General features: G+C 69.2%; 20 protein-coding genes and 2 pseudogenes. 10 read left to right on the plus strand and 12 right to left on the minus strand.

Annotation, left to right across the window (positions count from 1 at the left end; genetic code table 11):
• Positions 1-855 precede the first annotated feature (855 nt).
• A complete protein-coding gene (locus RM445_RS29790) occupies positions 856-1,866 on the minus strand; it encodes an FAD-binding oxidoreductase (protein ID WP_311560200.1) in 1,011 nt (336 codons plus the stop codon).
• 183 nt (positions 1,867-2,049) lie between these two features.
• Between RM445_RS29790 and RM445_RS29795 the strand changes: the two genes are divergently transcribed.
• Together RM445_RS29795 and RM445_RS29800 are read left to right on the plus strand one after the other, a co-directional pair.
• Positions 2,050-3,042 (plus strand): TerC/Alx family metal homeostasis membrane protein, encoded by a 993-nt coding sequence (locus RM445_RS29795; RefSeq protein ID WP_311560221.1) that lies wholly within the window; start codon positions 2,050-2,052, stop codon positions 3,040-3,042.
• Complete coding sequence (locus tag RM445_RS29800) at positions 3,039-3,191, plus strand: hypothetical protein (protein WP_311560201.1); 153 nt, start codon at positions 3,039-3,041, stop codon at positions 3,189-3,191. Before RM445_RS29795 ends, RM445_RS29800 begins: the two co-directional genes overlap by 4 nt.
• A 343-nt stretch (positions 3,192-3,534) precedes the next feature.
• On the opposite strand, the gene RM445_RS29805 is transcribed toward RM445_RS29800, so the two are convergent.
• The 3 genes from RM445_RS29805 to RM445_RS29815 all read right to left on the minus strand — a co-directional run bounded on the left by RM445_RS29805 (position 3,535) and on the right by RM445_RS29815 (position 5,637).
• Positions 3,535-4,614: a TerC family protein gene (locus tag RM445_RS29805; protein WP_311560202.1), complete on the minus strand. Its 1,080-nt coding sequence runs from the start codon at positions 4,612-4,614 to the stop codon at positions 3,535-3,537.
• A 550-nt stretch (positions 4,615-5,164) separates the two neighbouring features.
• Positions 5,165-5,377, minus strand: a complete 213-nt coding sequence (locus tag RM445_RS29810) for a hypothetical protein (protein WP_311560203.1) — start codon at positions 5,375-5,377, stop codon at positions 5,165-5,167.
• The gene (locus RM445_RS29815; protein ID WP_311560204.1) at positions 5,374-5,637 is read right to left on the minus strand and encodes a hypothetical protein; all 264 of its coding nucleotides are present in this window, start codon (positions 5,635-5,637) and stop codon (positions 5,374-5,376) included. The genes RM445_RS29810 and RM445_RS29815 overlap by 4 nt, the downstream gene beginning before the upstream one ends.
• 232 nt (positions 5,638-5,869) lie before the next feature.
• On the opposite strand from RM445_RS29815, the gene RM445_RS29820 reads away from it, so the two are divergent.
• Positions 5,870-7,072, plus strand: a complete 1,203-nt coding sequence (locus RM445_RS29820) for an acyl-CoA thioester hydrolase/BAAT C-terminal domain-containing protein (protein WP_311560205.1) — start codon at positions 5,870-5,872, stop codon at positions 7,070-7,072.
• 98 nt (positions 7,073-7,170) lie between these two features.
• Here RM445_RS29820 and lnt read toward each other — a convergent pair whose 3' ends face one another.
• The 3 genes from lnt to RM445_RS29835 all read right to left on the minus strand — a co-directional run bounded on the left by lnt (position 7,171) and on the right by RM445_RS29835 (position 11,020).
• On the minus strand, positions 7,171-8,733 hold the full coding sequence (gene lnt, locus RM445_RS29825) for an apolipoprotein N-acyltransferase (RefSeq protein ID WP_311560206.1): 1,563 nt from the start codon (positions 8,731-8,733) through the stop codon (positions 7,171-7,173).
• A gap of 938 nt (positions 8,734-9,671) precedes the next feature.
• Entirely contained in the window at positions 9,672-10,523 is an 852-nt protein-coding gene (locus RM445_RS29830; protein ID WP_311560207.1) for a DUF5602 domain-containing protein, read from the minus strand.
• A gap of 119 nt (positions 10,524-10,642) precedes the next feature.
• Positions 10,643-11,020, minus strand: coding sequence for a YybH family protein (locus RM445_RS29835; RefSeq protein ID WP_311560208.1), 378 nt, complete (start codon positions 11,018-11,020; stop codon positions 10,643-10,645).
• 237 nt (positions 11,021-11,257) lie between these two features.
• Here RM445_RS29835 and RM445_RS29840 point away from each other — a divergent pair, with 237 nt between their 5' ends.
• Complete coding sequence (locus tag RM445_RS29840; protein ID WP_311560209.1) at positions 11,258-12,511, plus strand: NAD(P)-binding domain-containing protein; 1,254 nt, start codon at positions 11,258-11,260, stop codon at positions 12,509-12,511.
• Between the two features lie 71 nt (positions 12,512-12,582).
• Here RM445_RS29840 and RM445_RS32640 read toward each other — a convergent pair.
• Both RM445_RS32640 and RM445_RS29855 read right to left on the minus strand, forming a co-directional pair.
• A pseudogene (locus RM445_RS32640) lies at positions 12,583-12,980 on the minus strand (ester cyclase).
• A gap of 41 nt (positions 12,981-13,021) precedes the next feature.
• Positions 13,022-13,336, minus strand: coding sequence for a hypothetical protein (locus tag RM445_RS29855; RefSeq protein ID WP_311560212.1), 315 nt, complete (start codon positions 13,334-13,336; stop codon positions 13,022-13,024).
• Between the two features lie 578 nt (positions 13,337-13,914).
• Between RM445_RS29855 and RM445_RS29860 the strand changes: the two genes are divergently transcribed.
• The 4 genes and pseudogenes from RM445_RS29860 to RM445_RS29870 all read left to right on the plus strand — a co-directional run bounded on the left by RM445_RS29860 (position 13,915) and on the right by RM445_RS29870 (position 17,169).
• Complete coding sequence (locus tag RM445_RS29860; protein ID WP_311560213.1) at positions 13,915-14,253, plus strand: hypothetical protein; 339 nt, start codon at positions 13,915-13,917, stop codon at positions 14,251-14,253.
• Between the two features lie 8 nt (positions 14,254-14,261).
• Positions 14,262-14,405, plus strand: a pseudogene (locus RM445_RS32645) (nitrilase-related carbon-nitrogen hydrolase); the annotation flags it as partial.
• A gap of 38 nt (positions 14,406-14,443) precedes the next feature.
• The gene (locus RM445_RS29865) at positions 14,444-15,199 is read left to right on the plus strand and encodes a carbon-nitrogen hydrolase family protein (protein ID WP_311560214.1); all 756 of its coding nucleotides are present in this window, start codon (positions 14,444-14,446) and stop codon (positions 15,197-15,199) included.
• 1,463 nt (positions 15,200-16,662) lie between these two features.
• Positions 16,663-17,169, plus strand: a complete 507-nt coding sequence (locus RM445_RS29870; protein WP_311560215.1) for an AMIN-like domain-containing (lipo)protein — start codon at positions 16,663-16,665, stop codon at positions 17,167-17,169.
• 365 nt (positions 17,170-17,534) lie between these two features.
• Here RM445_RS29870 and RM445_RS29875 read toward each other — a convergent pair whose 3' ends face one another.
• The gene (locus RM445_RS29875; RefSeq protein WP_311560216.1) at positions 17,535-19,214 is read right to left on the minus strand and encodes an alkaline phosphatase D family protein; all 1,680 of its coding nucleotides are present in this window, start codon (positions 19,212-19,214) and stop codon (positions 17,535-17,537) included.
• A gap of 566 nt (positions 19,215-19,780) precedes the next feature.
• Here RM445_RS29875 and RM445_RS29880 point away from each other — a divergent pair.
• Entirely contained in the window at positions 19,781-19,945 is a 165-nt protein-coding gene (locus RM445_RS29880; protein WP_311560217.1) for a hypothetical protein, read from the plus strand.
• 929 nt (positions 19,946-20,874) lie between these two features.
• On the plus strand, positions 20,875-21,744 hold the full coding sequence (locus RM445_RS29885) for a hypothetical protein (RefSeq protein ID WP_311560218.1): 870 nt from the start codon (positions 20,875-20,877) through the stop codon (positions 21,742-21,744).
• A gap of 486 nt (positions 21,745-22,230) precedes the next feature.
• Here the strand turns inward: RM445_RS29885 and RM445_RS29890 are convergent, their stop codons facing one another.
• Together RM445_RS29890 and RM445_RS29895 are read right to left on the minus strand one after the other, a co-directional pair.
• Positions 22,231-22,797, minus strand: a complete 567-nt coding sequence (locus RM445_RS29890) for a hypothetical protein (protein WP_311560219.1) — start codon at positions 22,795-22,797, stop codon at positions 22,231-22,233.
• A gap of 534 nt (positions 22,798-23,331) precedes the next feature.
• Positions 23,332-23,883, minus strand: coding sequence for a hypothetical protein (locus tag RM445_RS29895; protein WP_311560220.1), 552 nt, complete (start codon positions 23,881-23,883; stop codon positions 23,332-23,334).
• Positions 23,884-25,139 lie beyond the last annotated feature (1,256 nt).

Raw genomic sequence — 25,139 nt, forward strand, 5'->3', positions numbered from 1 at the left:
CCAAGGTCATCAGTGCGCTACGACGGCTGCAGAAGATGCCCCACATCATCCGCGCGTTCTTCGCCGACCCCGACCTCCGCTACATCACAGCATGATCAGAGTCCACTAACCAACGAACTCTTTAGTAGGTTGGAGTTTGAGGCATTCGACTGACCATCGGGGATGATCGGAAACCCCGCACACCACCGCTGACCAGCACCGAATTCTCCGGCAGCGTTCGGCTGATTACGCGACTCCCAGCCAGCGGGTTGTAGGTTCGATTCCTACGCGGCGCACTGATTTTCACGGGTCACGGCGTGGGCGGCCAGCGGAGTGAGCTCTCAGGCGTGATCGAACTACCGGATTGGTGAGCGGAAACCTGGAGCGCAGCCACGCAGATCAATACGACCGTGCGAGCCTCCGACGGGTAACGTGACGGTGTCCGGCTGCACCTTCTTTTCGCCAGCTGAAGCGATCTTGGGCCGCGCGCCCCCTGCCCCTTCGAGGCCTGCCGCCCGTGCGGCAGCACAAAGTCCTCACCGGCCAGCTGCGCGGCCGCAATCCCGACCAGCAGCTCGCCGCCAGTATGCCCGCGGCGGCGTCCACGTAACTTCCCACCGATAGGTGTCCTCCAGACCCCGACGATGCTGGTCTCGACAACCGCATCATCACAGGTCGCAGGGCACCTATCGCCATCTCACCCCACCACAGCCCGCGCTACTCGCGAATTCGGGTCTGACAACCGGGCCCGATCTCGACGACGGTGGCGGCTAGGTCGGCGAACAGCCGGGGCCTTGCGCTCGCCGAGCGCGTGGTGCACGTAGCGGTCGACCACGCGGAAGATCCCGGCGCTGAGCCGGCCGCGGACCGGGTTGCTCATCGCGGTCCTCCGGTCGGCCGGGGCCGCCGGGCGGCTACGTCGAACAGGGCGTCCGGGTCGTAGGCGGCCCGCACGGCGTCGAGCCGTCGGGCGCCCCTGCCGTACACGGCTGCGTCGTCCGCGTCGTCTGTGTCGTCCTCGAGCCCGGCAAAGTTGACATATACCCCGCCGGTGCCGAACGGGCGCAGCGCCGCCCAGGACGAGCGTGCCCAGCCGACCATTTCGGCGTCGCGAGCCGGGTCGGTCCAGCCGGCGTCGATGCTGAGGTTGTAGCGGGCGCCGCGGTGGGCGAAGGCGCTCTCGTCCTGGCCGACTCGGGCGACCGCGCCGCCGAGGCTGCGGATCACCATCAACGACTGCGGGTTGGGCCGGCCGGCGTCGCAGGCGATCATCGCGTCGACCGCGGCGTCAGTGATCTCGGTCATGAAGTGGGACTTGAACAGGTAGCGTCCGCCCGCGGGAAACGCCGCGTCGAGCTCGCCCTGCATCGTGGCGTAGTCGGCGATCCCGCTGGCGTCCATCAGCACGGTGCCCAGCCCGGCCAGCGGAGCGAGCACCGCCGCCCCCTCGGCGGCCGGACCGGCGTACACGCCCGCCACCATCACGACCCGCTGCCCGTGCATCCCCGCCGGGATTTGCGGGTCGGGCGGGATGCTCCACAGGACGAACTCCGGTGAGACGGTGTCGGGCAGGGCCGGGACGAGGTCGCGCCACGCCCGCAGCACCTGCCCGGCCTGCTCGTAGGGATAGAGCACCAGCGCCTTCGCGACCTGCGGGCCGACCGGGTGCAGGTCGAACTCGAACGAGGTCACGACGCCGAGGCCGCGGCCGCCGCCCCGCAGCGCCCAGAACAGGTCGGCGTGCTCGTCGCGGCTGGCGGTGCGCACGGCACCGTCGGCGGTGACGATCTCGACCGAGCGCAGGTTGTCGCAGGCCAGGCCGTAGGCCCGCTGCAGGACACCCATGCCGCCGCCGGGTTCGGTGGCGCTGTGGCCCCGGGCGTGCACGCGCCTTGACAGCCTGTCGACTGGGTCTATCCTCGCGGGCGAGGGGAGTACTTCCGTCGGGTCGTCCCGGTCAGGACGGGTGTCCCTGGCACCCCCGGGCGGCCGCCCTCCTCGTAGGGCGAAGGAGACCTCGAACGCCATCGCGTTCGAGGAGGTACCGTGCCCGGACAGCCACTAGCCACGGTGGTCGCAACGACGCCCGCTGTCGGGTCTCCCGCCCTGTGGACCACGAGCATCGCCGTGCTAGTTGGTCTACTCGTGCTGGACTTCGTGCTGACGCGCCGGCCGCATGCAGTGTCGTTGCGCGAAGCCGTCGGCTGGTCGATGTTCTACCTCACGCTGCCGGTCGTGTTCGGGCTGTTCCTCTGGGGCGCCTACGGCAGTGAGCAGGCGCTGGAGTTCTACACCGGCTTCGTGGTGGAGAAGTCGCTGTCGGTGGACAACCTGTTCGTGTTTATCATGCTCCTGGCCGCGTTCGCGGTACCCGCCGAGTTGGCCCAGCGTGTTCTGCTGTTCGGGATCGTCGGTGCACTCGTGCTGCGCGGCGTACTAATCGCGCTCGGCGCGGTGTTGCTGCAGGCCGGAACCTGGGCGTTCCTGGTTTTCGGCGCGGTCCTGTTCCTGACCGCAGCGCGAATCCTGCGCGAGGAGCTCGGCGGGGCAACCCGCGAACGCGACGTGTCGAAGATGCGGTCGGTGCGGTTGCTGCGCTTGCTGATCCCCGTCACTGACGAGTATCGCGGCACCCGACTGTGGGTGCGCGCCGACGGACGGTGCGCGTTGACCCCGCTGACTGTTGTGGTGGTCGCCGTGCTCGCCACCGATGTCGTGTTCGCCGTGGATTCGGTCCCCGCCGTGTACGGAGTGACCGAGGACCCGTACCTCGTGTTCGCGACGAACGCTTTCGCGCTCCTCGGCCTGCGGGCGCTGTATTTTGTGTTGCAGTCCGCGTTGAGCCAGCTCGTCTATCTCAACCACGGGCTTGTGCTGATACTCGCGTTGATCGGTGTGAAACTGATGCTGCATTGGGCCCACGGGCTCTGGCCCACCGTACCCGAGATACCCACCCTAATGTCGCTCGCCGTCATCGTGCTGATCCTTGGGGTCGTGACGTTGGCAAGCGCCATCGCCCGTCGTCGCGCCATCCGCCACTTCCCGTCCAGGAGCCGGCCATGATCCTCGACGTGCTCATCGAGTTCGCGCTACTCGTGCTCGTAATCATCGCTCTGATCGTCACGAGCGCCGTCCTGCTGTCCGTTCACCCATCGTCGCCTCGGCAACGGGCCCGCAATCGGCGCCGGCGCACACCCAGCGCGCCGGGCTGACGCGGGTGAGCGTCTGCTTCCATCAATCGCCCCCGCGGGGAGCTCGTCCGTCACCGCCATCCGCAGTCTCCCCAACCGCCAGCAGCGGTGGTCCGCCGCCCGTCACTACCGGCGGATGTCGGCGTCGGTGGTCGTTTGCGATCAGGGGTAACCCCGTCAGCGCGTCGACGAGCATGCTGAAGTGAAGCACCGGGTCGGGTCGACGGCGTGACCAGCGGCCGTATCGTCGTTCATCGCGTGCGCTCGCGGTTCCGGTCCCCAGCATCAGCCGCGGTCCGGACCGCCGGGCATCCCGGGGGGGGCAGCCGCCGCCGGTAGCGTGAAATTGAGCCGGACAGACACCTCACCGCCCGTCGCCGTCCGGCTCGGGCTCCGGTGTCGAACCACTATCACGAGCGGGGTTGTGGTCCCGGGTGCGCAGCTCCTCGAGCTCCTTCCCCGGAGCGCCGCCGTGTGAACCGGTGACGTCGTGCGTTTGCAGCACCTCAGGATTCTTTCGAACCTTGGCGAGGCTCGCTAGCACGGTCACGCACAGCGTGACCACGATGACGATCAGGGAGACGACGGTGCTGATGTCGGGAACAGGTACGCCGTATTCGTGCAGCGCGTGCAGGATCAGTTTTGTGCCGACAAATCCCAGGATGACGGCCAATCCCAGGGACAGGTAGATGAGACGGTCGAGCAGGCCGTCGAGCAGAAAGAACATTTGCCGGAGCCCCATCAGGGCGAAGGCGTTCGCAGTGAGGACGATGTATGGTTCCTGTGTCAGGCCGAAGATCGCTGGGATCGAGTCCATCGCGAACATCAGGTCGGTCAAGAAGATGGCTACGATCACGACCGCGAGTGGCGTGTATACCTTCCGGCCGTCCACCCTGACCGAGAACCTGCCCTCGTGGTATACCGTCGTCGTGGGCAGCACCCGCTCGATCCGCTTGAGGAGCTTGTTGTTTTGGGGCTCACCCTCGGTGCCGTGCTCGGTAGCCAGCTTCCACGCAGTATAGAGGAGGAAGATCCCAAAAACGAAGAACAGCCAGTTGAAGTACGACAGCAGAACCGCTCCGACGAGAATAAATATCCCGCGCAGAATAAGTGCACCGATGATCCCCAGCTGCAACACCTTCAACTGGTGGCGCTGCGGAACGGCGAAGGATGACATGATCACGACGAAGACGAACAGATTGTCCACCGACAAGCTGAGCTCGGTGATGTAGCCGGCGAAGAACTCGAACCCATACTGCGGCCCGGCCGTGAACCAGATGCCGAAACCGAAGGCCACCGCCAGGGCGACATACACCAGCACCGATGCGCCGGCCTCCCGCATCCCGACCACGTGCGGCCTGCGACCCACGAGGACGAAGTCGACGATGAACACCAGCGCAATGCCCGCGAGCGTGACCGCCCATATTAGCGGTGAGATCGTCATTTCTGCGGTCCTTCCTCGGCCGTCGAACCAGCCGCTAGTTGTTGACCCTGGCGGCTCGTACCGGCCCTGACGCGTTGATCGCGGAGTGGTTCGAAGCGCAGGACCAGGAGTCGGACCTGCGGATACTCAGCTACAAGTGCCAGCCATCTTGACCTGAGACTCAGGCGTTGTACAGAAGGCGGTGCGGACGGACGTGCAGCGTGCGTCGTCGCGAGTCGGCCACGCACGACTTGACCGGCCCCGCTCCTTCATGGATGCCCCCTGAGATCCGCTCACGCTGCGACGTCGAGCGCAAACGGCACCGCAAAACCCGGCTGGTCCCGCGACGGCCAAGGGCTTTGGGTACTCGCGGGCCAAATTCTTGAAGTTGCCACGTCGAGCGCTTTCGGCAGAAGTCAGTCGGGAACGGCCACCGCCCTGCCAGTCATCGCCGCTGGGCGACCTCCAGACCGCGATGAGGCACAGCATGTCCGCAGGCCTCGCCTGGTTACGGCGCAGGGTTCGCCTCCGGGCCGGGGAAGGGCCAGCGCGACTGCCGCTGGGGCCGACCTCAGGGCCGGCTACACACCTCGCGTCGCCAGGTAGCGAGGAGCCGGGCGACGGGGTCGTGGTCGCGATGGCCGATGCGGTCGGCGCGGATGGCCTCGATCAGCTCGTGGTCGGCGACGACCTGCCAGTAGCAGGTGGACGATGCCTGCCAGTGGTCAAGCGCCGACGTCTGTTGCTCGCGGTGTCCGCCCAGGGGCGTGGATCCATCGGTCACACCGGGACCGTGCCTACCAGGCCGGTTGGCGCCGCGGTCATGCCTACAGCCAGCGCGAGCGGACGTTGGTCGTCGATGACGCTGCACCAGTCGGCCACCGCCAGCTCCCATCCGAACAAGTCCAGCACGGCGGGACGTCCGCTGGGCTGCGCAGGCCGGACGGGGAGCGACGCGGGCCCCGCTAGCAGCTCCGCGGCGAGCGCGTAGCCGATGGGCTGGAGCGCCGCGTCGAACGCCGGCAGGACTTCGGTGCTTCTCATCGTCGCCCACCGCCGGCAGGTCCAGCGGCGCGGACGTCCAACCGCGGACCCGGTGTTCGTCTACCCGGCCGGCCCTTGTCGGCCTGGAAGGACTCCGCCGCCGGCCGTTTGGCCTGTCTACCGAGCGAGAGCCTTGGGGGCACGGCGGCGATGCGGTAGGCAGGTGGCGAAGGGGGACGCGATGCAGCTGGTTGTTGAACCGCAGTCGGGCCGTGTCGACACGGTGCCACGGGTGCGCGTTGGCGGAGTGCGCGGGCCGGTGCGGCTGGAGGTCGCCACCACAGACGCCGCTGGTCACCGTTGGGAATCGTCGGGGACCTACCCGGTCGGCGCGGACGGCGCGCTCGTGTTCGACGACGCCGAGCGGCCCTGGTGGGACATGACATTCGCCGACGCCGGTGCCGTCCCGGTTGCGTTCACGGCCCCGGACACCGAGCTGCGCTACGAGGTGCGGGTCTCCGCGGACGGCGCTCCACCCGGCACGGCTGTCGCCGATGTTCGCCGACGCTGGGGCCCTGGCTGGGGGGCCGAGGACGTGCGGGGCGACGGGTTCGTGCTGCGGATCTACCGCCCGAACGGCGCGCCCGGCGAGGCGCCCGGCGTTGTCGTGGTGCCCGGTTCGACCGGGGTGTCGGCGATGGCGCCGACCGCGGCACTGCTCGCTTCTCACGGCCACGTCGCCGCGGTGCTTGGCTACATGCAGGAGCCGGGGCTGCCCTCGACGTTCCGGCAGATCCCGGTCGAGGCCATCCTGGCGGGGCTGCGTGCGTTCGCGGCGCTGCCCGGGATCGATCCCGCCCGCGTCGGCGTGCTCGCAGTCTCGGTTGGGACGGCGGCCGTGCTCGCCGCGCTCAGCGGCTCCGACGCGCCACCGGTCGGCGGTGTCGTGGTCGTCTCCCCGACTCACGTGGTGTGGCAGGCGCAGGCCGAGGGTCCACCGCCGAAGGCGTCCATGCTCACCCGCGACGGCGACGACCTGCCCTACGTGCCGATCCGTGCTGAGAAGCTGATCGGCCAGATCCTGCGCACCCAGCTCGCGCGTCGGTTCTCCCGGCGCCCGCGCTCGGCGGCCCTGGAGCTGCTGCCCGCCTTTCGCGCCGGGCTGTCCGCAGCCGATGCTGTGGGCAACGCGGCGATCCCGGTGGAGCGGATCGCAGCCCCCATGTTGGCAGTGGCCGGTGAGGCGGACGCAATGTGGCCCTCGGCAGCGATGGCCCGGGCGCTGCTAGATCGCCGCCGAGAGCAAGGTGACACCTCCCACGACCGCCTGCTGCTACTGCCCGACGCGGGTCATTTCCTTCGCGCACCGGTGACCCCCACCACGGTCGACCGCAACGAGTCGCTCGTCTCCGGAGGCACCCCGCAGGGCACCGCGCGAGGCCAGCGGACCGCATGGGATGCCATGCTCCGGTTCTTCACCGAGACCATTCCGTGACTCAGCACCCGGAGCGCGAATCCCCCGGCCGTCCGGTTCGACAGGAGGCATAAGGTAAGGCTGAGCTCCTAGCCACAGCAACACCGCGTGCCAGGCTCTCATGTGGACGTCGAACGATTCTGACTGGACTGGTCGCCGCGCGGTACGCGGTGGCGGGTGACCCGGCGGAGGACGGCCGCGCCCGCCGTGCAGGCCACGACCGCCGCCGCCACCCACAGCGCCCAGTCGCCCACCCGCACGTAGGGCGTGTCGATACCGACCAGCGGGACCGTGACGACGAACGCGCCGGTCACCTGGTGCGGCTCCCACAGCAGCAGCCGCCCGCGCGCGTCGAACGCCGCCGAGGTCCCGCTCATCGCACCGAGCACGGCGGGACGCCCGATCTCCACCGCCCGCACCGCCTCGATGGCGGCCTGCTGGGCGTGCAGCCAGCTGCCCTGGAACGTGCCGAGCGAGCCCTGCACCACCGTGAGGTCGACGCCGAGCCGCGCCAGCTCCCGGCGCAGGCCCGGAAAGGCGGACTCATAGGAGATCAGCGGGCCGATCGTGATCCCGGCCGAGCGCATCGCCACCGGCTGGCTTCCCGGTACCCGGTCCAGGTCGGGGGCCGGGGTGAGGCTCTTGAGCCAGCCGAGCACGGGACGCCACGGGAGGTACTCGCCGAAGGGGACCAGTAACCGCTTGTGGTAGGTGGCTTGAGCGCCCTCGGGGGTGTAGAGCCACGACGTGTTGCTCGGTGCGGCCGGGTTCCCGGCCTTGCCGTTGACCAGCACGTCGACCCCGGCGTCGACGGCGGCGCGGCGCAGCACGGCCTCGACCGCGGGCTGCTGGGCCGGGTCGCCGGTCACACTGCTCTGCCCCCAAACGACCAGATCGGCGCCGTCGATGCGGCCGACCTCGGCGGTGAGGGCGGCGTGTGCGGTGAGGCGCTCGGCCGGATCGGCGATGTCCCCCGGCTGGACGAGCGCGACCCGCACGACCTGAGACTGAGATGACGCCGGTTCGGCGCGTGCCCCTCCACCCAGCGCCGCCCATCCCCCCAGCGCCGCCACCCCGAGCAGCGCAGCCGCACCGGTCGCACCGACCAACCGAGCACCACGACCGCCCCCCGGCGGCGCCACCACCGCGGTCAGCGCGACGTTCACAGCCACCACCAGCAGACCGAGCAACCACACTCCGCCCAGCGCGGCGGACCCACCGAGCAGCGGCGCGTTCCACTGGGTCAGACCCAGCACCGCCCACGGCCCACCGAGGACGGGTACCGACCGCACGGCCTCGGTGAGCACCCACACCGCCGGCACCACCGCCACGGCCAGCCCGAGCCGGCGCGGCGCCGGTCGGTCCCGCAGCAGCCGGTGCGCGACCACGCCTACGGGCACCCACAGCAGCCCCAGCAGCGCGGCGACGACCACGAGCAGCAGCACGCCCTGGGTCGCGAGCCAGTGGTAAAACGCCGCGGTGAACCCGGCGCCGGCCAGCCACGCCCGCAGCGCCGCCTCACCCCACGACGGGGATGTGCTGACCAGCACCAGCACCGGGACCAGCGCCACCCACGCCCACCACCACAGCGCGGGCTCCGGAAACGCCGCGACCACCACCGCCCCGAAACCGACGGCCAGGCCGCGCGCCACCCATCGTGATGCCGCCCACGACACGGCCACGAGGCCGACATTACGCCGGCCACCTTTCCCATGCGCGCGAGCGATCGTCGCGGTGTTGGGCGGCGCGTCCAGAGCGGTGGCCGAACCCGGTCGTCCCACGCCTATCAAGGTGGTAAGTGCCGTAGTCGAGCTCGCCCTGACCGCCCAGTACGTTTACGAGCGCATCGGCGGACTCGAGCTCGACCGCCTCCTCCCAGCGCGCGCAGAGTTTAGGACAGCCTCACTTCCCCGAGCGGAGGTACCTCTGTGGCTGAGTGACACCGCGCTTGAGAGCGTGACGCGCCGCGGCAGACCAGAAGCACCTCTACGGCCTGCCCCGTCCTACCCAATACGGTCCGGGTGTGGGTCACTGCGCCCGACACCCGGGCGCAGTCGCCCAGAGACGCATACCGGGGAGCCGAGCAGGTCGACGCCCGTCCCCTGGGCCCGCAAGGCGCGCGGCGTCGAGGCGACGTTGTCGATCTCCCTCGTACGCATGATCGATCTACCGCTTTGGTCGACGCTTACGTTGGAATCTGGCGCACTTTGACCGAACATCAGCGATGATCGAAAACTCGGCACACCGCCACTGACCAGCGCCAGAGCCGACGGCAGCGCAGAGCTGATCACGCGACTCCCAGCCAGCGGGTTGTAGGTTCGATTCCTACGCGGCGCACCCATTCCCGCAGGCCACAGCCCTGCCCGCCACCGGCGGGAGCTCTCAGCCGTGATCAAACTACCGGATTGGTCGGCGTAAACGCGGAGGGCGGCCGCTTGGCGTGCACGTCGCCCTGGTTGTCTTCGATTGCTTCGAGCACAGCCATGGCTCCGGCGACATCATTTCGCTCGAGGCAGACGACGGGCGGCCGATCGGTGGGCGTGACCTCCTCGAGCTCGGCGCCGAACGCCCCCTTCCCCGCAGAATCAGGGAAGGGGGCGTTGCTGGCGTCATCGGCGCGTCAGGAAGCCTGGCGCGGGGTCAGCCCGGTCAGCGCGATCACGTAGTCCTTCGTCTGTGGGTCGACGTGAATGCTGTAGGTGGTCGGGTAGGCGGCCGTCTGCTGGTAGGCCTGGGGCTGCTTGAGGTTCCCCTGGAGGTTTGGCTGAGTGAGCAGCCACTCCCGGGTGATCATCGGTTCGGTGAAGGTGTAGCGGCCGTCCCACACCCCCTCGACGATGATCTGCTGGAAGTTGTACTTCCCGGGCACGAGGGTCGAGTCGGTGGAGTCGAGGAGGTGCACGCCCATTCCCGGCACGGCCTGGGCTGCAACTGGCGGGCCCGGGGGAACGACGTAGTCCTGGGGCACGTACTTCGGGTCGGGAAGGTGCTCGGCTTTCGCCGCGAACTGCGGGTCATCCGGGTTGATCGCCTGCATCGCGGCCATGTCGACCATGTCGAAGTGGATGTCGAAGTGCGGCTTGCCGAACAGCTCGACCGGGTCGTGGCCTTGCGGGTTCCAGTTCAGCATGACGTGGTTGAACGGGGTGCCGACGGCCTGGTCGGGGAAGGCCAGCATGGTCGCGTCTCCAGGGCCGGTGTTCTGAGGCAGGTTGTCCAGGGCAGTCGCGGTCAGCCGTAGCCCGACCTCGGTGGGCTGTCCCGTGGCGTCCAGCGTGACGTAGGTCTTGGCGGTGCCGTTACCCAGTGGCTGTGACGGGCCGAACGTCGTCCCCGCTTTGGACGCTTCGGTAGCGGTCCCTCCGCCGGTGGCCGGTGTGCCGCCATTGGCGCAGGCCGTGAGGACGAGGGCGGTGCCGATGGCGACGGCCAGTCGGACGCCTCGTTCGAATCGACGTGAATGCATGGTCATCTGGTGTTCCCCCTCGGTGATGCTCCTCGGCGAGGACGTCGAGCTGACGCCCCGAGTGGTTGGATCAACCGCCCGCGGTCGGCTCCCACGCCCAGCGTGATCGGGTAGTAGGGCGTGCGTCAGGCCTGGCTGTACGGATCGTCGATAACGTCGCGCCACGACCCGTCGGACTGCCTGCGCATGATCTCGGTTGATCGACCTTCCATGTTGACTGAGTTTCCGTCAGGGTCGGTGCCGCCCGTGAGTGACCAGTCGCCGTAGACCAGGGCAAGATCGCCGTTCTCGATCACGGCGGAAGTTCGCAGTTGCATCTGCCCCCTCAATGCGACGAACGGGACAAGTGCCTCACGTATCGCAGCGTGCCCCGTCACTGGGCTTCCAGGCTGAGGGAACACCGTGCCGTCGGGTTCGTAGAACTCGACGAGAGCACCAACGTCCCCGTCGTGGTACGCCTTCTCCCACGCCTGGTGAAGCTGTCGTGGATCCTGTACTGGCATCTGCGGCCTCCTTCATGAGCTTGATGGCCGACCAGTCAGGCACCCATGGTCTCGCTGTGGAGGCGTGACGTCGAGGCGCTCAGGCGGAACGGGTGCGCTCGAGGTCGGACCACGCTCGTCGTCGACAAACGCGCACTCGTCGCACGATCTGGGCCAACAGGTATCAAGCCGTAGCCGTCATTCGTCCCTAGACACACTGATTACCCTCGGGGGTCCTCACGTGGGGCGGAGCCCGGGATGTCGGAACAGCATGACACGGTCATCATCGGAGGTGGCCAGGCCGGCCTGGCGATGAGTTCGGTGCTGCGGCGGCACGGGCTCGAGCATGTCGTGCTGGAGCGGCGGCGCATCGGCGAGCGGTGGCGCACCGAACGGTGGGATTCGCTGCGCTTTCAGTTTCCGAACTGGACGGTGCAGCTGCCGGAGCGCCGGTACGCGGGCGACGACCCCGACGGCTTCGCCCACTATGGGGAGATCCTCCGCTTTCTCGAGGACTACGCTGCGAGCACCCGGGCGCCGGTGCGCGAGCACACCGAGGTCTTCGCGCTGCACGAGGCCGACGACACCGGCTTCGTTCTGTCCACGACCGACAGTGTCCTGCACGCCCGGCGGGTCGTGGTGGCCACCGGCCCGTTCCAGCGCCCGCTGATCCCGCAACCGGCGCACCACATCCCGCCCTCTGTGCTGCAGACCGACCCGACTCGGTACCGATGCCCGGCCGAGCTGCCGGACGGGGCCGTGCTGGTCGTCGGCAGCGGCGCCTCCGGGTGCCAAATTGCCGACGAACTGCTGCACGCCGGGCGCCGGGTGTACCTGTCGGTCAGTCAACACCGGCGCGCCCCACGCCGGTTCCGCGGCAGAGACGTCTACTGGTGGCTGGAGAAGCTGGGCCGCTTCGCCCAAACGATCGACAGCTTCCCCGACCGGCGCTGGCCACCGTCGACCGTCATCACCGGCGTCAACGGCGGCTACAACGTCAACGTCCGCCAGCTCGCCGCCGACGGTATCGCCGTGATCGGCCGGGTCGCGGGTGCATCCCGGGGCACGGTCGCGATCCACCCCAACGCCAACCAGATCCTCGACGACGCCGACACCGCATACGACACATTCCTGTCGGCCGCCCGCCAGCTGGCGGCCACCGAGATCGGCCACGAACTCGCCGACGAACAGCCCATGGAGGCGCCGCGGCTTCCCGCCACGGTCGAGGAGGTCGACTCACTCGACCTCACCCGCACCAATATCCGGGCGATCATTTGGGCGACCGGCTATACCTACGACTTCGGCTGGATCAAGCTCCCGGTCTTCGACCAGCGCGGTCGGCCAGCCCAGCATCGCGGTGTCACCCAGCGGCCCGGCCTCTACTTCCTTGGCCTGCACTGGATGCACACATTCCAGTCGGGGCTGCTGGCGGGAGTCGGCAACGACGCCGAGTACCTCGCCGACCACATGTCAGCGTCCTCCGGCCGTTGCCCGGCCACGGGTGGCGGCTGAAAGGTGACTCGGGTCGCTCGGCGACGTCGAGTTTGCCCGGCCATCCGGCTCCCGCCGTGCAGCGGGTGCTCCTATCTCGCGGGCGGCGCGACGCCGCCCAGCTGCTGCATCAGGGCGAGGGTGTCGAGCACATTCCAGTGCTCGACGAACCTGCCGTCGCGCACCCGAACGATGTCGATGACGTCGACCGAGATCGCGTTCCCGGTTGCCGGCAGGCCCATGAACTCGCCGGTGTGGGTGCCGTGGAACGTCTTGCGGGTCACCACCTGTCGCCGTCGACGAGCATGTCGTGCACCTGGGCATGCAGGTCCGGGACGGCGCGCTGGAACGCGGCGAAGTAGGCCTTCACGCCCTGCTTGTCCGGGGACATCCCGGGCGGTGCGGTGTGATTTCTGAAGGTGTCGGCAAGCAGCTCGTCGGCGACGGCTTCGTCGCCTTGGCTCTGGAACTCGTCTACGAACCGTCGCATCAGCGACTTGAGGTCGTCCACGGATTTCACCGGCACCCGGCTCACTGGTCGGTGGGCTGCCAGGTCTCTCGTACGTCGAGGTTGTAGAACTTGGGCGGAGCGTCGCAGAGCTTGGCCATTCGGGCTGCGTACTCGCCGACCTCCGGCCGGTTCGAGTTCTCCATCGCGGCCTCGTACGAGTCGAACTCGACGATGCTGAGGTAGAACCCGTCCCGGTCCCGGTCGGCCGTGATGGTGCCGCGACGCGGCGCCGAGGACTGCCCGTCGTCGAGCCGGTTGCGCAGCTCGCGGATCAGCGCTTCGACCTCGTCGATCCGCGACGTCTGCATCTCGATGATTTGAGTGAAGCTGGCCATCGAATCCTCCTGCAGGCCTGGGTCCGACAGCGTCCTCCTCCCCGTCCGACCCCACAAGGGCGCTCGCTGAGCAGCTCGGCCAGGACCGGAGCGCGCCGAGTGGCCGCGGCGATGTCCACCACGGACTCGTCTTCACCCGGCAGAACCGCAACCCGCGACAGAGCCGCCCCGGCCCCACGCTGTGGAGACCCGGCAGGCGTCACACCTGCTCGGGGACGAGGTGCATCGGGCGGGACCGGGGCCTCCGGCGACCAGCGGATCGAACCCAGAAGCCGCGGACGTGCGAGCCTTATGATCGTCAGACAAACAACGCCGCTGAGCTGCGACTTCTTCCCCGCATGCGCGGCCAGTGAGCGCGAACCCGAGCACGCCGACCACGGCGGTGCCGCCCGGGCGCGCAGGCCCTGGCATGGGCCGTATGAGCCCGTCGGCGGCGTCTCTCCTCTTGTTGATCGCCGTTTGCCGCGCCAACCGCGGCTGCTGGCCGCACGATGAGAAGGGGCACATTCTTATGTCGGCACCCTTGCGCCCTCGACGAGATCGCCGAGCGCTTGACGCAGCGAGAGCCGCAAGGCTACGTGGCGAACCTGCAGGACCCGCGGGCCGTCCTCTCCGGTCGCCGGGCGCCCACCGACGACCCCTACCTCGCGCTACGTCTCGGCCGCGGGATCGAGCTCGGTGGCCTGCCCGAGGACGGGGCGGTAGCTCTGCTGCGCGTGCTCGACGTGCCGGCGGCGGCTGCGCCCGCGCTGATCCGGGCAGCGGGCCGTAACCCATTGGGCCTGCGGGTCGCGGCCCGTTCCCCCGGCCAGCCGCGACGGCGTCGATCAAGCGGTCCGCGGGCAGCCCTTCTGTCGCTCGGCCACCCGTGGTGTCATTCTGGCCCGGATCTCTCGACGAGGAGGCGAGTGCGTTGAGCACATCCGTGGACGACACCGCCGGCGGGTTGGTACGGATCGCCGCCGTCCAGGCCACCCCGGTGTTCCTCGATCGCGACGCCACCACTGAGAAGGCGTGCACGTTGATCAAGAATGCGGGCCGGGCAGGGGCGGCGCTCGTCGTGTTCCCCGAGACCTTCATCCCCACCTACCCGGACTGGTCTGGCGGGTGCCACCGTGGAGCGACGGCGACTACGTGGCCCGGCTCTACGACCAGGCCGTGCCCGTGCCCGGCCCGACCGTCGAGCAGCTCGGCGCGGCGGCCCGGGAGGCCGGCGCGTACGTGGCGATCGGGCTCAACGAGCTAGCCGGCGGCACGCCTTATAACACCCTGCTCTACCTGGCCCCGGACGGGTCGCTCGCCGGTCGGCACCGCAAGCTGATGCCCACCGGTGGGGAGCGCACCATATGGGGCTTCGGCGACGGGGCGACCCTGGACGTCGTCCACACCCCCTTCGGTGTTGTCGGCGGCCTGATCTGCCGGGAGAACTACATGCCGCTGGCCCGGGCGGCGATGTACGCCAAGAATGTCTCGGTTTACCTGGCCCCCACCTGGGACAACAGCGACACCTGGATCTCCACCCTGCGCCACATCGCCAAGGAGGGCCGGGTGTACGTCGTGGGCGTCTCCCCCGTGCTGCGCGGCTCGGACGTCCCCGCGGACCTGCGCGGCGGGCACTACGGCGGCGACGACGACTGGATGAGCCGCGGGCTGGCCACCATCGTCGCCCCCAGCGGCGACATCCTGGCCGGGCCGATCGCCGAGGAGGAACGGATTCTCTCCGCCGACATCGACCCCGGCGAGGTTCTCCGGCAGAGGCGGCAGTTCGACCCGGTCGGGCACTACGCCCGGGCCGACGTATTCACGCTCACCGTCAACACCCGCGAGCAGCACCCGGTCCGGTTCGACGCCGGAGGCCCCTGACCCCCGCCACTCGCCGGCGTGGAACACCATCACCGCGGACTGGCGACACCTCCCAAGTGGCTAGCCGTCGGACGATTCGGCGAGAGCCCGCCGGCGTAGCCGTGCCGGTCGGCGGGAGACCTCTCCCCCGCGTCGAACCCGCGGCCGCTCTGCTCCACCCGCCCATCCCCCTCGGGGCGTCTGGGAACGAGCAGGAGCCGGCAACCGACCACGCCGCCGTGCTCACGATCCCGTCGACGTTCCTGCGCTACCGCCGAGCCGGCGCCTGTAGTGGCTGGCGTGACGCTGGTGGCGTCGGCGCCAGGTCGACCAGCCCGGATAGACCGACGTGTAGGTGTTCGCGGTCAAGACGAGCGACGACCCCGACCCGGACGACCCGTACGCCCTGGCCGCGGTGCGCGACTGGCGGGCGGCGGCGGTGTGGAAACGGCTGAGGTGCCCGTTCGAACGCGCACACGCCCGTCAACGGCCCGGCGGCTCGCCAAGCTGGGTGCCTACGGCGTGCAGTGGGCGCCCTTCAACCTCATCATCGAGGCGCGGCCCTGACTCGTTCGTCAGCGCGTAGCCGAGCCTCTCCCAGAGCAGACAGGCGAGGTCCAAGCCGGCCGTAGTCCGGTCGACATGCTCCGAATCGATCCACCGGCACGCTGCCCGGAACGCCGCTCTACGCCCTCATCCGCCGGTCCTTGATCCGTTGAGGCTGAGCGTCGACGTGCGGTCGACCGTGAGAAGAATGTTGCGACGGCGCTGGTCAGCGCGCGTCGGTTGAGGTCGACTCGAACACGACGAGCGCGATGAGCGCGAACACCACCGCTACCCGGTAGACGCACCGCACAGCGCCCGGTCACTACATCCCCGCGACGCGGTGGCGCATCGACGCGTCGAAACGGATGCCGCGGGGCGCCGAGACGGGCGTCGTCGGGGACGCGCACGGCGTGACGTGCCCGGGCGCCTCAGCGCATGCGGGAGTCAGCGCCGACGCCGGCATGGCCGCCGGGATGGCTGGCTACCGGCCGATGATCAACTCACCGCTTTGGTCGTCGCTTATAGCGAGACCCGAGTCACCAGCGGTCATCGCCGCGCATGATCCGTATCCCGACACACAGGCCATAACCAGCATCAACGTGCTCGACGAAGGCCGATTGATCACCTGACCCGCAACCAACGGGTTGTAGGTTTGATTCCTAGGCGGCGCACAGTTTTCGCAGGTCATAGCCTCATGACGGGCGCAGGGAGCTCCCAATCTTGATCGAACTACCGGATTGGTGAGCGGAAACGACGAGCGCGCGGCCGCTTGGGCTCCGGTGATCGGCGTGCCGCCGGTCGCCCCGAGCACCTGCGGGTCATGCAGCGCGGGACGGGCAGCTGTCGCCAGCGCACCCGTATCCGGCTCGACGTCGAGGTGACGCTGGAGTTCGCACGGTGTATCGGAGGACGATGGGAGGCGACCCCCGGAGGTCGCCATGCGCAGCGTCGCCCGCACCTTGATCCTCATCGCCTCCACGCTGCTGGCGGTGGTGCTGCTGGCGGCGCCGGCCTCTGCGGCCGTGTGCTCGACCCCCTTCGGCTCGCTCCCGAAGGACCCCGCAATGGGAACCGGCGAGGTGGACAGCCTGCGCGCGGGTCGGCACGACTGCTTCGACCGCCTCGTTGTCGACATCGACGGGCCACCGGCCGGCTACAACGTCCGCTACGTCGACCAGGTGATCGCGGACGGCTCCGGCGCCGTGGTGCCCACGCCCGGCGGCGCCCGGTTGCAGGTGATCGTCCGGCACCCCAGCTTCTCGCCGGTCCCGCTGCCCAACGTCGCCGGCTACTCGACCTTCCGCTCAGTTACCAACGCCGGCAGCTTCGAGGGCCAAACCACCTACGGGCTCGGCGTCCGCGCCCGACTGCCGTTCCGGGTCTTCACCATCGCGGGCGGGCACGGTCGGATTGTCGTCGACGTCGCACACCACTGGACCGCATGACGGTTGGGGGCTCGACGTCGACCAGAGTCAGCGGCCTGATGCCGCACCGGCCGTCCGGCGGTGATGTGCACAGCGGCGCGCGCGTCCGGCGGCAGGCGGAGGTAGCCGACCACAGCCGCGATCGCGGCGGCCGCCAGCAGGAGACCGGCCAGCAGCAGGTACCGGCGCATCGCCACTGCGCGCGGCCGGTCACCAAGCACCCCGGTCCAGGCCGTCGGCTTGATCGTCGCTCGCCGGACTCACGCCGGGGCCTCAGCCGCTACGGGGAACCGACCACGTCGTCCTCGGGAACCGGGCTCTTGGCGACCACGGACCGGCCCTTCCACCGATGGGACGATCTCCAGGCCCGAGCGGGTCTCCGAAGGTCACGTCGTCAGCTTCAGCCGGGCGAGCTCGGTCAACGATGCAGCGGTGCTCGGCTGTTCGAACGACACTGCCGCTTGGCGGTCGTCCAACTCCAGGGTGGCGATCATGTTTCCGAACAACGGCCCGGAGAGCTTTTCCCACCGCACGGGCACCGGGGCGACGCCAGCGCGGTCACTCCACCGGCCTGTCAGCCGCGCGAGCCGGCGGGACCAGCCCAGCCGGAACGCGGGCTTGATGAACCAATGCAGCTTGTTGTGCACCGGGGAGCAGGTGAGCTGGTGGACGCGAGCGGCGCCGTCGGTGCCGTTGCCGCGGTCGGTCCCGTTGCCGCTGTCGGTCCGGTTATCGGTGATGCCGGGTAGGTCGACCCGGGCGGCGTAGCTGTGGTGGACGTCCCCGGAGAGCACGCTGACCGTCGCCGGCGGCCGCTCACCGGGATCGCCGGTCGCGGCTCGGCCGATCAGCCGGGTGAGCCGGTCGAAGGAGTCGTGGAAGGCCTGCCAGTGCTCGAGGTCGGCGCCCTGGCGGATCGCCTCCGCGACCCGGCCGCGCCAGCCCGGCCGGTTGGCGGCGATCTGGTTGACGGCCTGCACGTCGCCGAGCGCGTGGGGCAGCAGCCAGGGCAGCGAGGTGCCGATGACGAGGTGGTCGACGGCACCATCGGCCATCTGCTGCTCGACCCAGCCGAACTCGCGGTCGCCGAGCATGAGGTGGCGGCCGTCGTCGAGGATCCGCCCGTTCCGCGAGTCAATCATGATGAAACGACTGGTGCCGAGGTCCCAGCGGAAGCTGAACCGCACGCCCTTCGAGCCGTCGACCTCGGCGTCGGCTCGATCGGCGAGCTCGGACAGTAGTGGCCAGGTATCCCCGCGGGCGGCGAGGACGTTGCGGTAGTCGGGGTCGGCAGCGAGCTCGTCGGGCGGGAGGTTCCCCAGATGCTGGTACACCCAATAGGACGCCAGCGCCGCGCGGATCCGCTCGCGCCACCAGGACGTCTGGGCCATCTGCTGGCGCCATACCTGGGAGGTGTTCCAGTCGTCGTGGACGTCGTGGTCGTCGAAGATCATCGCGGTGGGGACGCATGACATCAACCACCGCACTTCGGGGTCGGCCCAGGAGTCGCGGTAGAGCCCGACGTACTCGTCGTAGCCGACGATCTCGTCATCGGGCCAGTCCGGATGGTCGTCGCGGCGCCCGGCCATCCGGCGGCGGTTCTGCGGGGTGAGCTTATCGGCGTAGACCTGGTCGCCGAGCAGCAGCAGCGCGTCCGGCCACTCCTGCGGCGACTGTCGGGACATGCGGGCGGCGTAGGCGTCCAGCGCGTCGATGCCGAGCTGGCGGGCCTGCTTGGGGACGACGACCTTCGGATACCGGCAGGACCCGAAGATGATCCGGTGCCGGCGGGCCGACCGGGGACCGCGAGTGCGCACGAAACTCTCGGGATAAGGCGACACCCGCGGCGGCCACGCCCGCTCCCCGTCGACCAGCAGCTCGTAGGGGTAGCGGGTGTCGGGCTCGAGCCCGGTGACCGGGACAATCGCATAGTGGTGCCCGCACACCTCGAACGTCGGCGCGGCGCACCCGAGGACCGACACCGTGGCGGCACGGTCGAGCTGCACCCACACCGACGCGGTGCTCTCCCCGACGTGCCGGAGCACGGGCCCGAGAACGAGACTCATTGCGTCACCCTAGGGCGTACCGGTGGCGCAGACGCGGTCCTCGAGCACCAGCACCTGCGCTCCGCCCGCACGCACTGCGCGACGGCGTCGCAGCCGGTGCGCTGAACACGAACGTGATCGCCGGCAGCAGGCCGTCGCGGTCCAGCCGGTCGAGCACGGTGATCCGGGACGGGGGACGGAAACCGGCGCGGCGCGGCCCCCCGGCCGCTTCGTCCGCAAAGGGCTGCCGCTCAAGATCACGCCGTCCAGCGGTGCGCCACGTCGAGCATAATCCGCGCATTGTCGCGCGCCGGGTTTGATGAAGGCCGTCAAGCCTGGAGAAGCGGTGTATATGGTGGCGCGGAGGAAGCACCCGATGAGCTGCCTGAGCGGGCGGTGCGGGCGGTGCTGACGCGAAGCAGGACCCGCTGACTCGCGTCGGGGCATAACAGCGGATCGGGCAGCGCCACCGTTCCCAGGGCCCTGCGACGAGTGCTAGCACCCCTTCGCGCGATCAGGTAGCCAGGGGTCGGGCCGGCAAGGCTGACGGATGTCGGCTCCGGTTCCCGCGGCGCACTCTTCCTTGCATGACCGCATGGATCGCCCTTCTCGCCGTGACCATCCTGTTCACGCTGGCCCTGCGTCACGGCCGCCCAACGGAACCGCCATTGCCCCCGGGCTACGACGGGGAACGGCAGCTCGCCGCGCTGCACGCCCTGACCACGGCCGCCCCGAACGTGCGGCTGCCCTGACCGTCCCGGTGCCGACTTGACCGACCGAGCCGGGAACGTGCTCGACGGTCACGGCAGCTCGAGGATCGTCTGATCAAGTCGCCGCTTTGGTCGTCGCTTACAACCGGATACGACCCGACACCGCCCATCGCCGGACATGATCGACTTCTTGCCGGACTGGCTGTGACCAGCAGAGAAGCGGTTGCCGAAGGTCGACCGATCACGCGACTCCCAGCCAGCGGGTTGTAGGTTCGACTCCTACGCGGCGCACCAATTTCGGCAGGCCACAGCCCTGCCGGCCGCCGGTGGGAGTTCACAGTCGTGATCAAACTACCGGATTGGTGGGCGGAAACCTGGAGCGCGCTGCGGCGCTCGGCGCCGCCGTCGTTGGTGACCACGGGTGATGGTGCTGCAGGGGCTCGAGTAGCTCGACGAGAGAAGCCAGCAGCTCACCGACGATCTCGCCCGCTTCCTGCGCCGCTGCCTTCGACCCCCACACGGCAAGCACTCGACCCCGCAGCTGTCCGGCTCAGGGGGCGGCCCATCATCATGCTGGCCGCCGCCCAAACACCCGCAGCCCCGCCAGAGATCCCCCCAAGCGCTAACGCTGCGACGTCATGGGCGGCCAGAGCAGGGCCCGGCCCTACGCAGGGGGGCGCACGCGCGCAGGGCCGAGCCACAGCGGGGCTCGTGTCGATCGCGGCCGCTGTTACCCCGGCATCACCTATTCGCAGCGGGGGCAACCGGCGCGGATGAGCGACATACCCGGGAACGCGACCGATGCGAGTCGTTGATCGATTCGTCCCTGAACGTGATGGACCACGCCGCTACACAGGCTGCAGAGGTGTGGAAGGTCTGGAAGCTCTCGTCACGCCCCGGTAACGCCGTTACGGTAACGTCGCGCTGTCCAGACGATTGAGCCGCCATCGCGGCTCATTGGAGTATCGCTGGTGCTACCCGCCCTGGTACTGGCCGCGCTGGCTGCCTTGCCGGCGACGGTGCCGCCGACCGATCTGCCCTCTGCGGCTGATCCGTGCGTCGCCTTGACGCCTGCCGTCGTCAACCAGCTGCGAACCAGCGGTGCCCTCACCCCCCTGGTGTCAGACGAAGTCCCCACCTCAACCCTGATCGTGGCGGGCCGCGCCCTGACGGGCTGCCCACCCACGAACGATCCCGACCCTGCCACCGTCCGGGCACATGTCTGCCCGTTGCTCACCGCCGAGGGCGTCGAAGCGCTGGCTAACCGCTTCGAAGCCACCCCGGCAGTCCGCGCAGATCTCGGGCTAGAGCGCGTGGCGACCGCTCGGAGCGCTCTGCAATGTGACAGCCCTTCGACTACGGCTTCTGAAGCCACCGCAGCGAGAGGAGGCGCGGTGGCCGCGCAGACCAGCACTCATGAAGATTCCAGCGATACGGTCAATCAAGCCGACCGCGGGGTGCTACAGCAACCTGTCGGCACCGCCATTTTCGTAGTCATTGCCGCACTAATCGGCGTCCTTGTACTGATAGGCAGGGCGATGCGCCATAGACAATCCGTAGGCGAGAGTGGAGCATCCAGGAACGTGCAATTCTCGCATCATTCGCCGGAGGCAACCCGACCGGAAGGACAACGAGCCACAGACGCTGCTGACGGGCGCAGGGAAGGCCACCAGCAATCAACACCTGAAGGTGAATCCGATGTTCGTGGTCGACCCGACAAGCACTCCGATTCGTACGACGAACTGCTGGCCGGTCTGCGTCGTGAGGTGGCCGAGCTCCAACGCGCCGACGAGGCATTCAGGACCGACTCGCGCAAACCAGATCATCCACACGAGCCCTGAACGCACCAACCGGGGCGGGTGCGTCCCGACGTCCCGCGGCGGCGCGCAGGCAGGCATGACGGGATGTCGGCTGACCAAGCGCGGCCGCCGCGACGCCACTGCGGCCGGGCGGTGACTGCGCAACCAGGTAGTGCGTCTCCACGGGGTGGTTTCTGCTCCCGCGCCGAGCGCACCCGCCAGACCTGAGCGCTCGCCGTCATCGAGCTCGACACCCACCCGACGCCCGCTACGACGACCACATCTACGGTGCGCCACCCGCAGCGCTGCTCGCGCTGGTCCACAAGCTTCCCGACGCCACTGCCAGGGCACTCCTGGTCGGACACAATCCCGGCACACAGTCGGCCTGAAGTGACCCCTATCAGCCTGACGCTGCTCCGACCAGCGAAGGTCGCCGGGCAGTTGTCGACCAGGCACGGCGGGCCTCAAGTCCGCGCTGGTCTTGTCCGCCTTCGCCAGCCTCGTCGAGCGCAATGACGGCGTGCCCAATCACGACGGTTCCGACGGCGCGGGCTGCTCGTCGGACGCTGTGGTACGTCGCTTCGCCCGTAGCCGTGCCGCGGCGGACGCTGCCGGCATGACTACCCCGCGCCGCCTCGCGAGGGCCTGCCCGAGCTGCGCCGGCTTGCCGACGATCCCGGGCACCTGCTGGTTCGGCCGCTGCTGCTCGCCGTGCAGGGCGTTGAGCACCTCGATCCCGGCGGTCAGCCCCGGCACGAGCCACTGGCACACCTTGAGCTGCCGCTGCACCTTCGCCACGTCGGGTGAGGTCATCGGCGACGGGTCGGTCCCGCCCTCGACTGACTCACCGTCGGCCTTCTCCAGCTTCTTGCCCAAGACCCGGCTGTAGCCGGTCACGGCCAGCGCCGCACCGGTCAACGCGGCCTTCGCGATCGTGAACGTACCCACGCCCTGCTGCGCGGCGACCCGGTCCTTGTTCGCGTACAGGATCCCGGCCCCACCCACGAGGTGCGCGGTGATGCCGACGAGGTTGACCGGGGTCCAGCGGGCCCAGGCCGCATTGGCCACCCGCAGCCGCAGCTTCTCATCGGGCACATCGGCAGCGGCTCCGTTGAAACCGACCGCACCAGCCAGCGAACCGCCGAACCAGGCCGCCAAACCGAGGTCGTGCAGGCTACGGACGACAATGTTGCTTTCGGACATAACGGTCTATCCCCCTGGAGATCGGGTCGCACCGCGGTCGCGGTCGAAAGGCGTACCCACCGCGCACCCGTCCATATCGCGCTCCCGCAGGCCGGTCGAGGAACGCACCCGACCTACGCGGTTTGTCTCCATCTGCGCCTGGACCTGCACGCCGCGGATCCACCCCGCCCCGTGATCCCCGCCCCCCGCTGGGCCCAGCGGCGGAGCATCGTCCGTCCGTGGGCGACGGCGTGCGTCGTGACGTGATCGGGGATCAGCCCCGAGCGGGGCTGAAGCTGTCGTTCGGAAAGGCTCGGATCATGGAGTGCGCCGGGCGTTCCGGTAACGTCGAGACCTCAGCGGGAGCGACCGCACCAAATGGCCGGCACGGCCTGCGGCCACGCCGACCATTCCCGCGCGTGGCTGATAGCTGGGCGGTGGCCTACCTCAGTTCCTGGGGCTAGTCGGGGGAAGCGGCGGGGTGGGGGGCACAGGCGGGACCTCCGGTTCAGCGGAAGCGGTCCCCATCGGCGACTTCGCGGTCGGCGTCGTCCCCGTGGGCGCGGCCCCCGTAGGCGTCGTGCCCGCCGACACGGTGTCCGTTGACACCGGGCCAGTGGACGTGGCGCCGCCCGTCGTTGCGGTGTCGGCGGTCGTGCCGAACGGGGTCGTCGCGGTGCCGGCGGGAGCGGCGTGACGGGCCCCCCGACGCGGGAAGGACGGCAGCCGACGGCCGCGCCGTTTCTCTGGGCCAGTCGTCATGCCGGAGCCGTTGGTCTGCCCAGATCCCTGCTCGGACACCTTGTCGGTGGCCTTGTCAGTGGCCTGAGCCACCTGCTTCTTGCCCATCTTCAGACCGCTGGAGACGGTGCTCGCCGCCTGCTCGCGCAGCTGGGCGACCTCGGGACGCTTGGCCAGTTCGGCCACCTTGGCCCGCCCCTCCGGGCGACCGAGCACGTAACCGGCACCGAAGATAAGTGCGGTGCGGACGAGTCCCATTGTGGTGTCCTTTCGGTAGGAGGTGGGAGCGGGGTTCCCCCGTACGAGCGACGATCAATCGCGGTCCCACCACGCCGGCATGATCGTCGACACGAGGTCCGACCAGTACAGGACACGCCCTAACCGGTCGGGCTGGGCGCCGGGGATGGGTGCCAGTCAAGGCAGACCGCGGTGGCGTCGTCGCTGAGTTCGCCGTTGCAAGACTCGTTGACCGCGCGGGTTGAGGTTCCCCCGGTTCTCCGGAGTCTCCCAAGACTGGTTCGATCTTGAGGACCAGGGAGGAAGGCTCTGTTGCCAGCACCGAGGAAGTACCCCGATGAGCTGCGCGAGCGGGCGGTTCGACTGTATCGGGAGTCCGAGCCGCGGCCGACGTTCCGGCGGCTGGGTGAGCAGCTGCCAGCAGCAGAACACAGGCCTGCGCCGACACGTGCCGGGCCAACCAACCTGAGCAGACGTCGACCAGTTCGCTGGGAGGCGCCTGGTCCAGCTCCCGCAACAGCGCTCCGACGCCTGGCCGAGCCACCGCCGTCTCCTGGGTCACCGCGCCCACCCTGCCATCTACAGCGGTGCGTGTGTCACGACCTCGGCTTCCGTGCATGGTCCGGGTGGCCTCCGGCCCATAGCGCGGCGTCCCGCCTGCGGAAATGGTGCACAGGCGCTGCGGTCGGTGCATGTCTGCCGAGGCGAGGTCGGTCGAGGGATGCCACACAGCGCCACGCCGCGCGGCGCCCGTCGGCGACTGTTCGAGGGCGAGTGATCAAGTCGCCGCTTTGGTCGTCGCTTACGCCTGGACATGACGCAACATTGGTCATCGCCGGACATGATCGAAATCGGGCGGCACCGGTGCTGACCAGCAGAGATGCAGCTTGTATAGGCTGCCGGATCATGCGACTCCCAGCCAGCGGGTTGGGGGTTCGATTCCCTCGCGGCGCACAAATGGCCTCTGGGCAGGGCAAACGCTGCCAGCTCGGGATCACCGCCAGAATCAGCGTGTTTCTAGCCCGCTCCTGTCGCGATGCATGCGAGCCCCTGAGCTGCGCAAACGCGAGAGCTCACGCCGCCAGCGTCTAGCACAGCGCTCGTACAGCGACTGATTCGACGTGTGCGTCCGTAGCTGGAGCAGCTGTCGGGGTCGCGTCCCGGCTGGTGGTGTAAGTCCGGGGCCTGTCCCGGCGTGCCTGAGCACGTGGGAGGGGCCACCGCGTGAGTCTCTGCGTGAACCGACCAAGGATCTCGTAGAGAGGTGCCACGCGATG

This window comes from Pseudonocardia charpentierae (genome assembly GCF_031845345.1).
GTDB lineage: Bacteria > Actinomycetota > Actinomycetes > Mycobacteriales > Pseudonocardiaceae > Pseudonocardia > Pseudonocardia charpentierae.

Excerpts from the sequence above, each read along its gene's own strand:
- RM445_RS29855 (WP_311560212.1), bottom strand. The coding sequence starts at position 13,336 with ATGGCCAGCTTCACTCAAATCATCGAGATGCAGACGTCGCGGATCGAC.
- RM445_RS29830 (WP_311560207.1), bottom strand. The coding sequence starts at position 10,523 with ATGACCATGCATTCACGTCGATTCGAACGAGGCGTCCGACTGGCCGTC.
- RM445_RS29815 (WP_311560204.1), bottom strand. The coding sequence starts at position 5,637 with ATGAGAAGCACCGAAGTCCTGCCGGCGTTCGACGCGGCGCTCCAGCCC.
- RM445_RS29880 (WP_311560217.1), top strand. The coding sequence starts at position 19,781 with ATGACCGCATGGATCGCCCTTCTCGCCGTGACCATCCTGTTCACGCTG.
- RM445_RS29800 (WP_311560201.1), top strand. The coding sequence starts at position 3,039 with ATGATCCTCGACGTGCTCATCGAGTTCGCGCTACTCGTGCTCGTAATC.
- RM445_RS29870 (WP_311560215.1), top strand. The coding sequence starts at position 16,663 with ATGCGCAGCGTCGCCCGCACCTTGATCCTCATCGCCTCCACGCTGCTG.
- RM445_RS29875 (WP_311560216.1), bottom strand. The coding sequence starts at position 19,214 with ATGAGTCTCGTTCTCGGGCCCGTGCTCCGGCACGTCGGGGAGAGCACC.
- RM445_RS29840 (WP_311560209.1), top strand. The coding sequence starts at position 11,258 with ATGTCGGAACAGCATGACACGGTCATCATCGGAGGTGGCCAGGCCGGC.
- RM445_RS29895 (WP_311560220.1), bottom strand. The coding sequence starts at position 23,883 with ATGGGACTCGTCCGCACCGCACTTATCTTCGGTGCCGGTTACGTGCTC.
- RM445_RS29835 (WP_311560208.1), bottom strand. The coding sequence starts at position 11,020 with ATGCCAGTACAGGATCCACGACAGCTTCACCAGGCGTGGGAGAAGGCG.
- RM445_RS29805 (WP_311560202.1), bottom strand. The coding sequence starts at position 4,614 with ATGACGATCTCACCGCTAATATGGGCGGTCACGCTCGCGGGCATTGCG.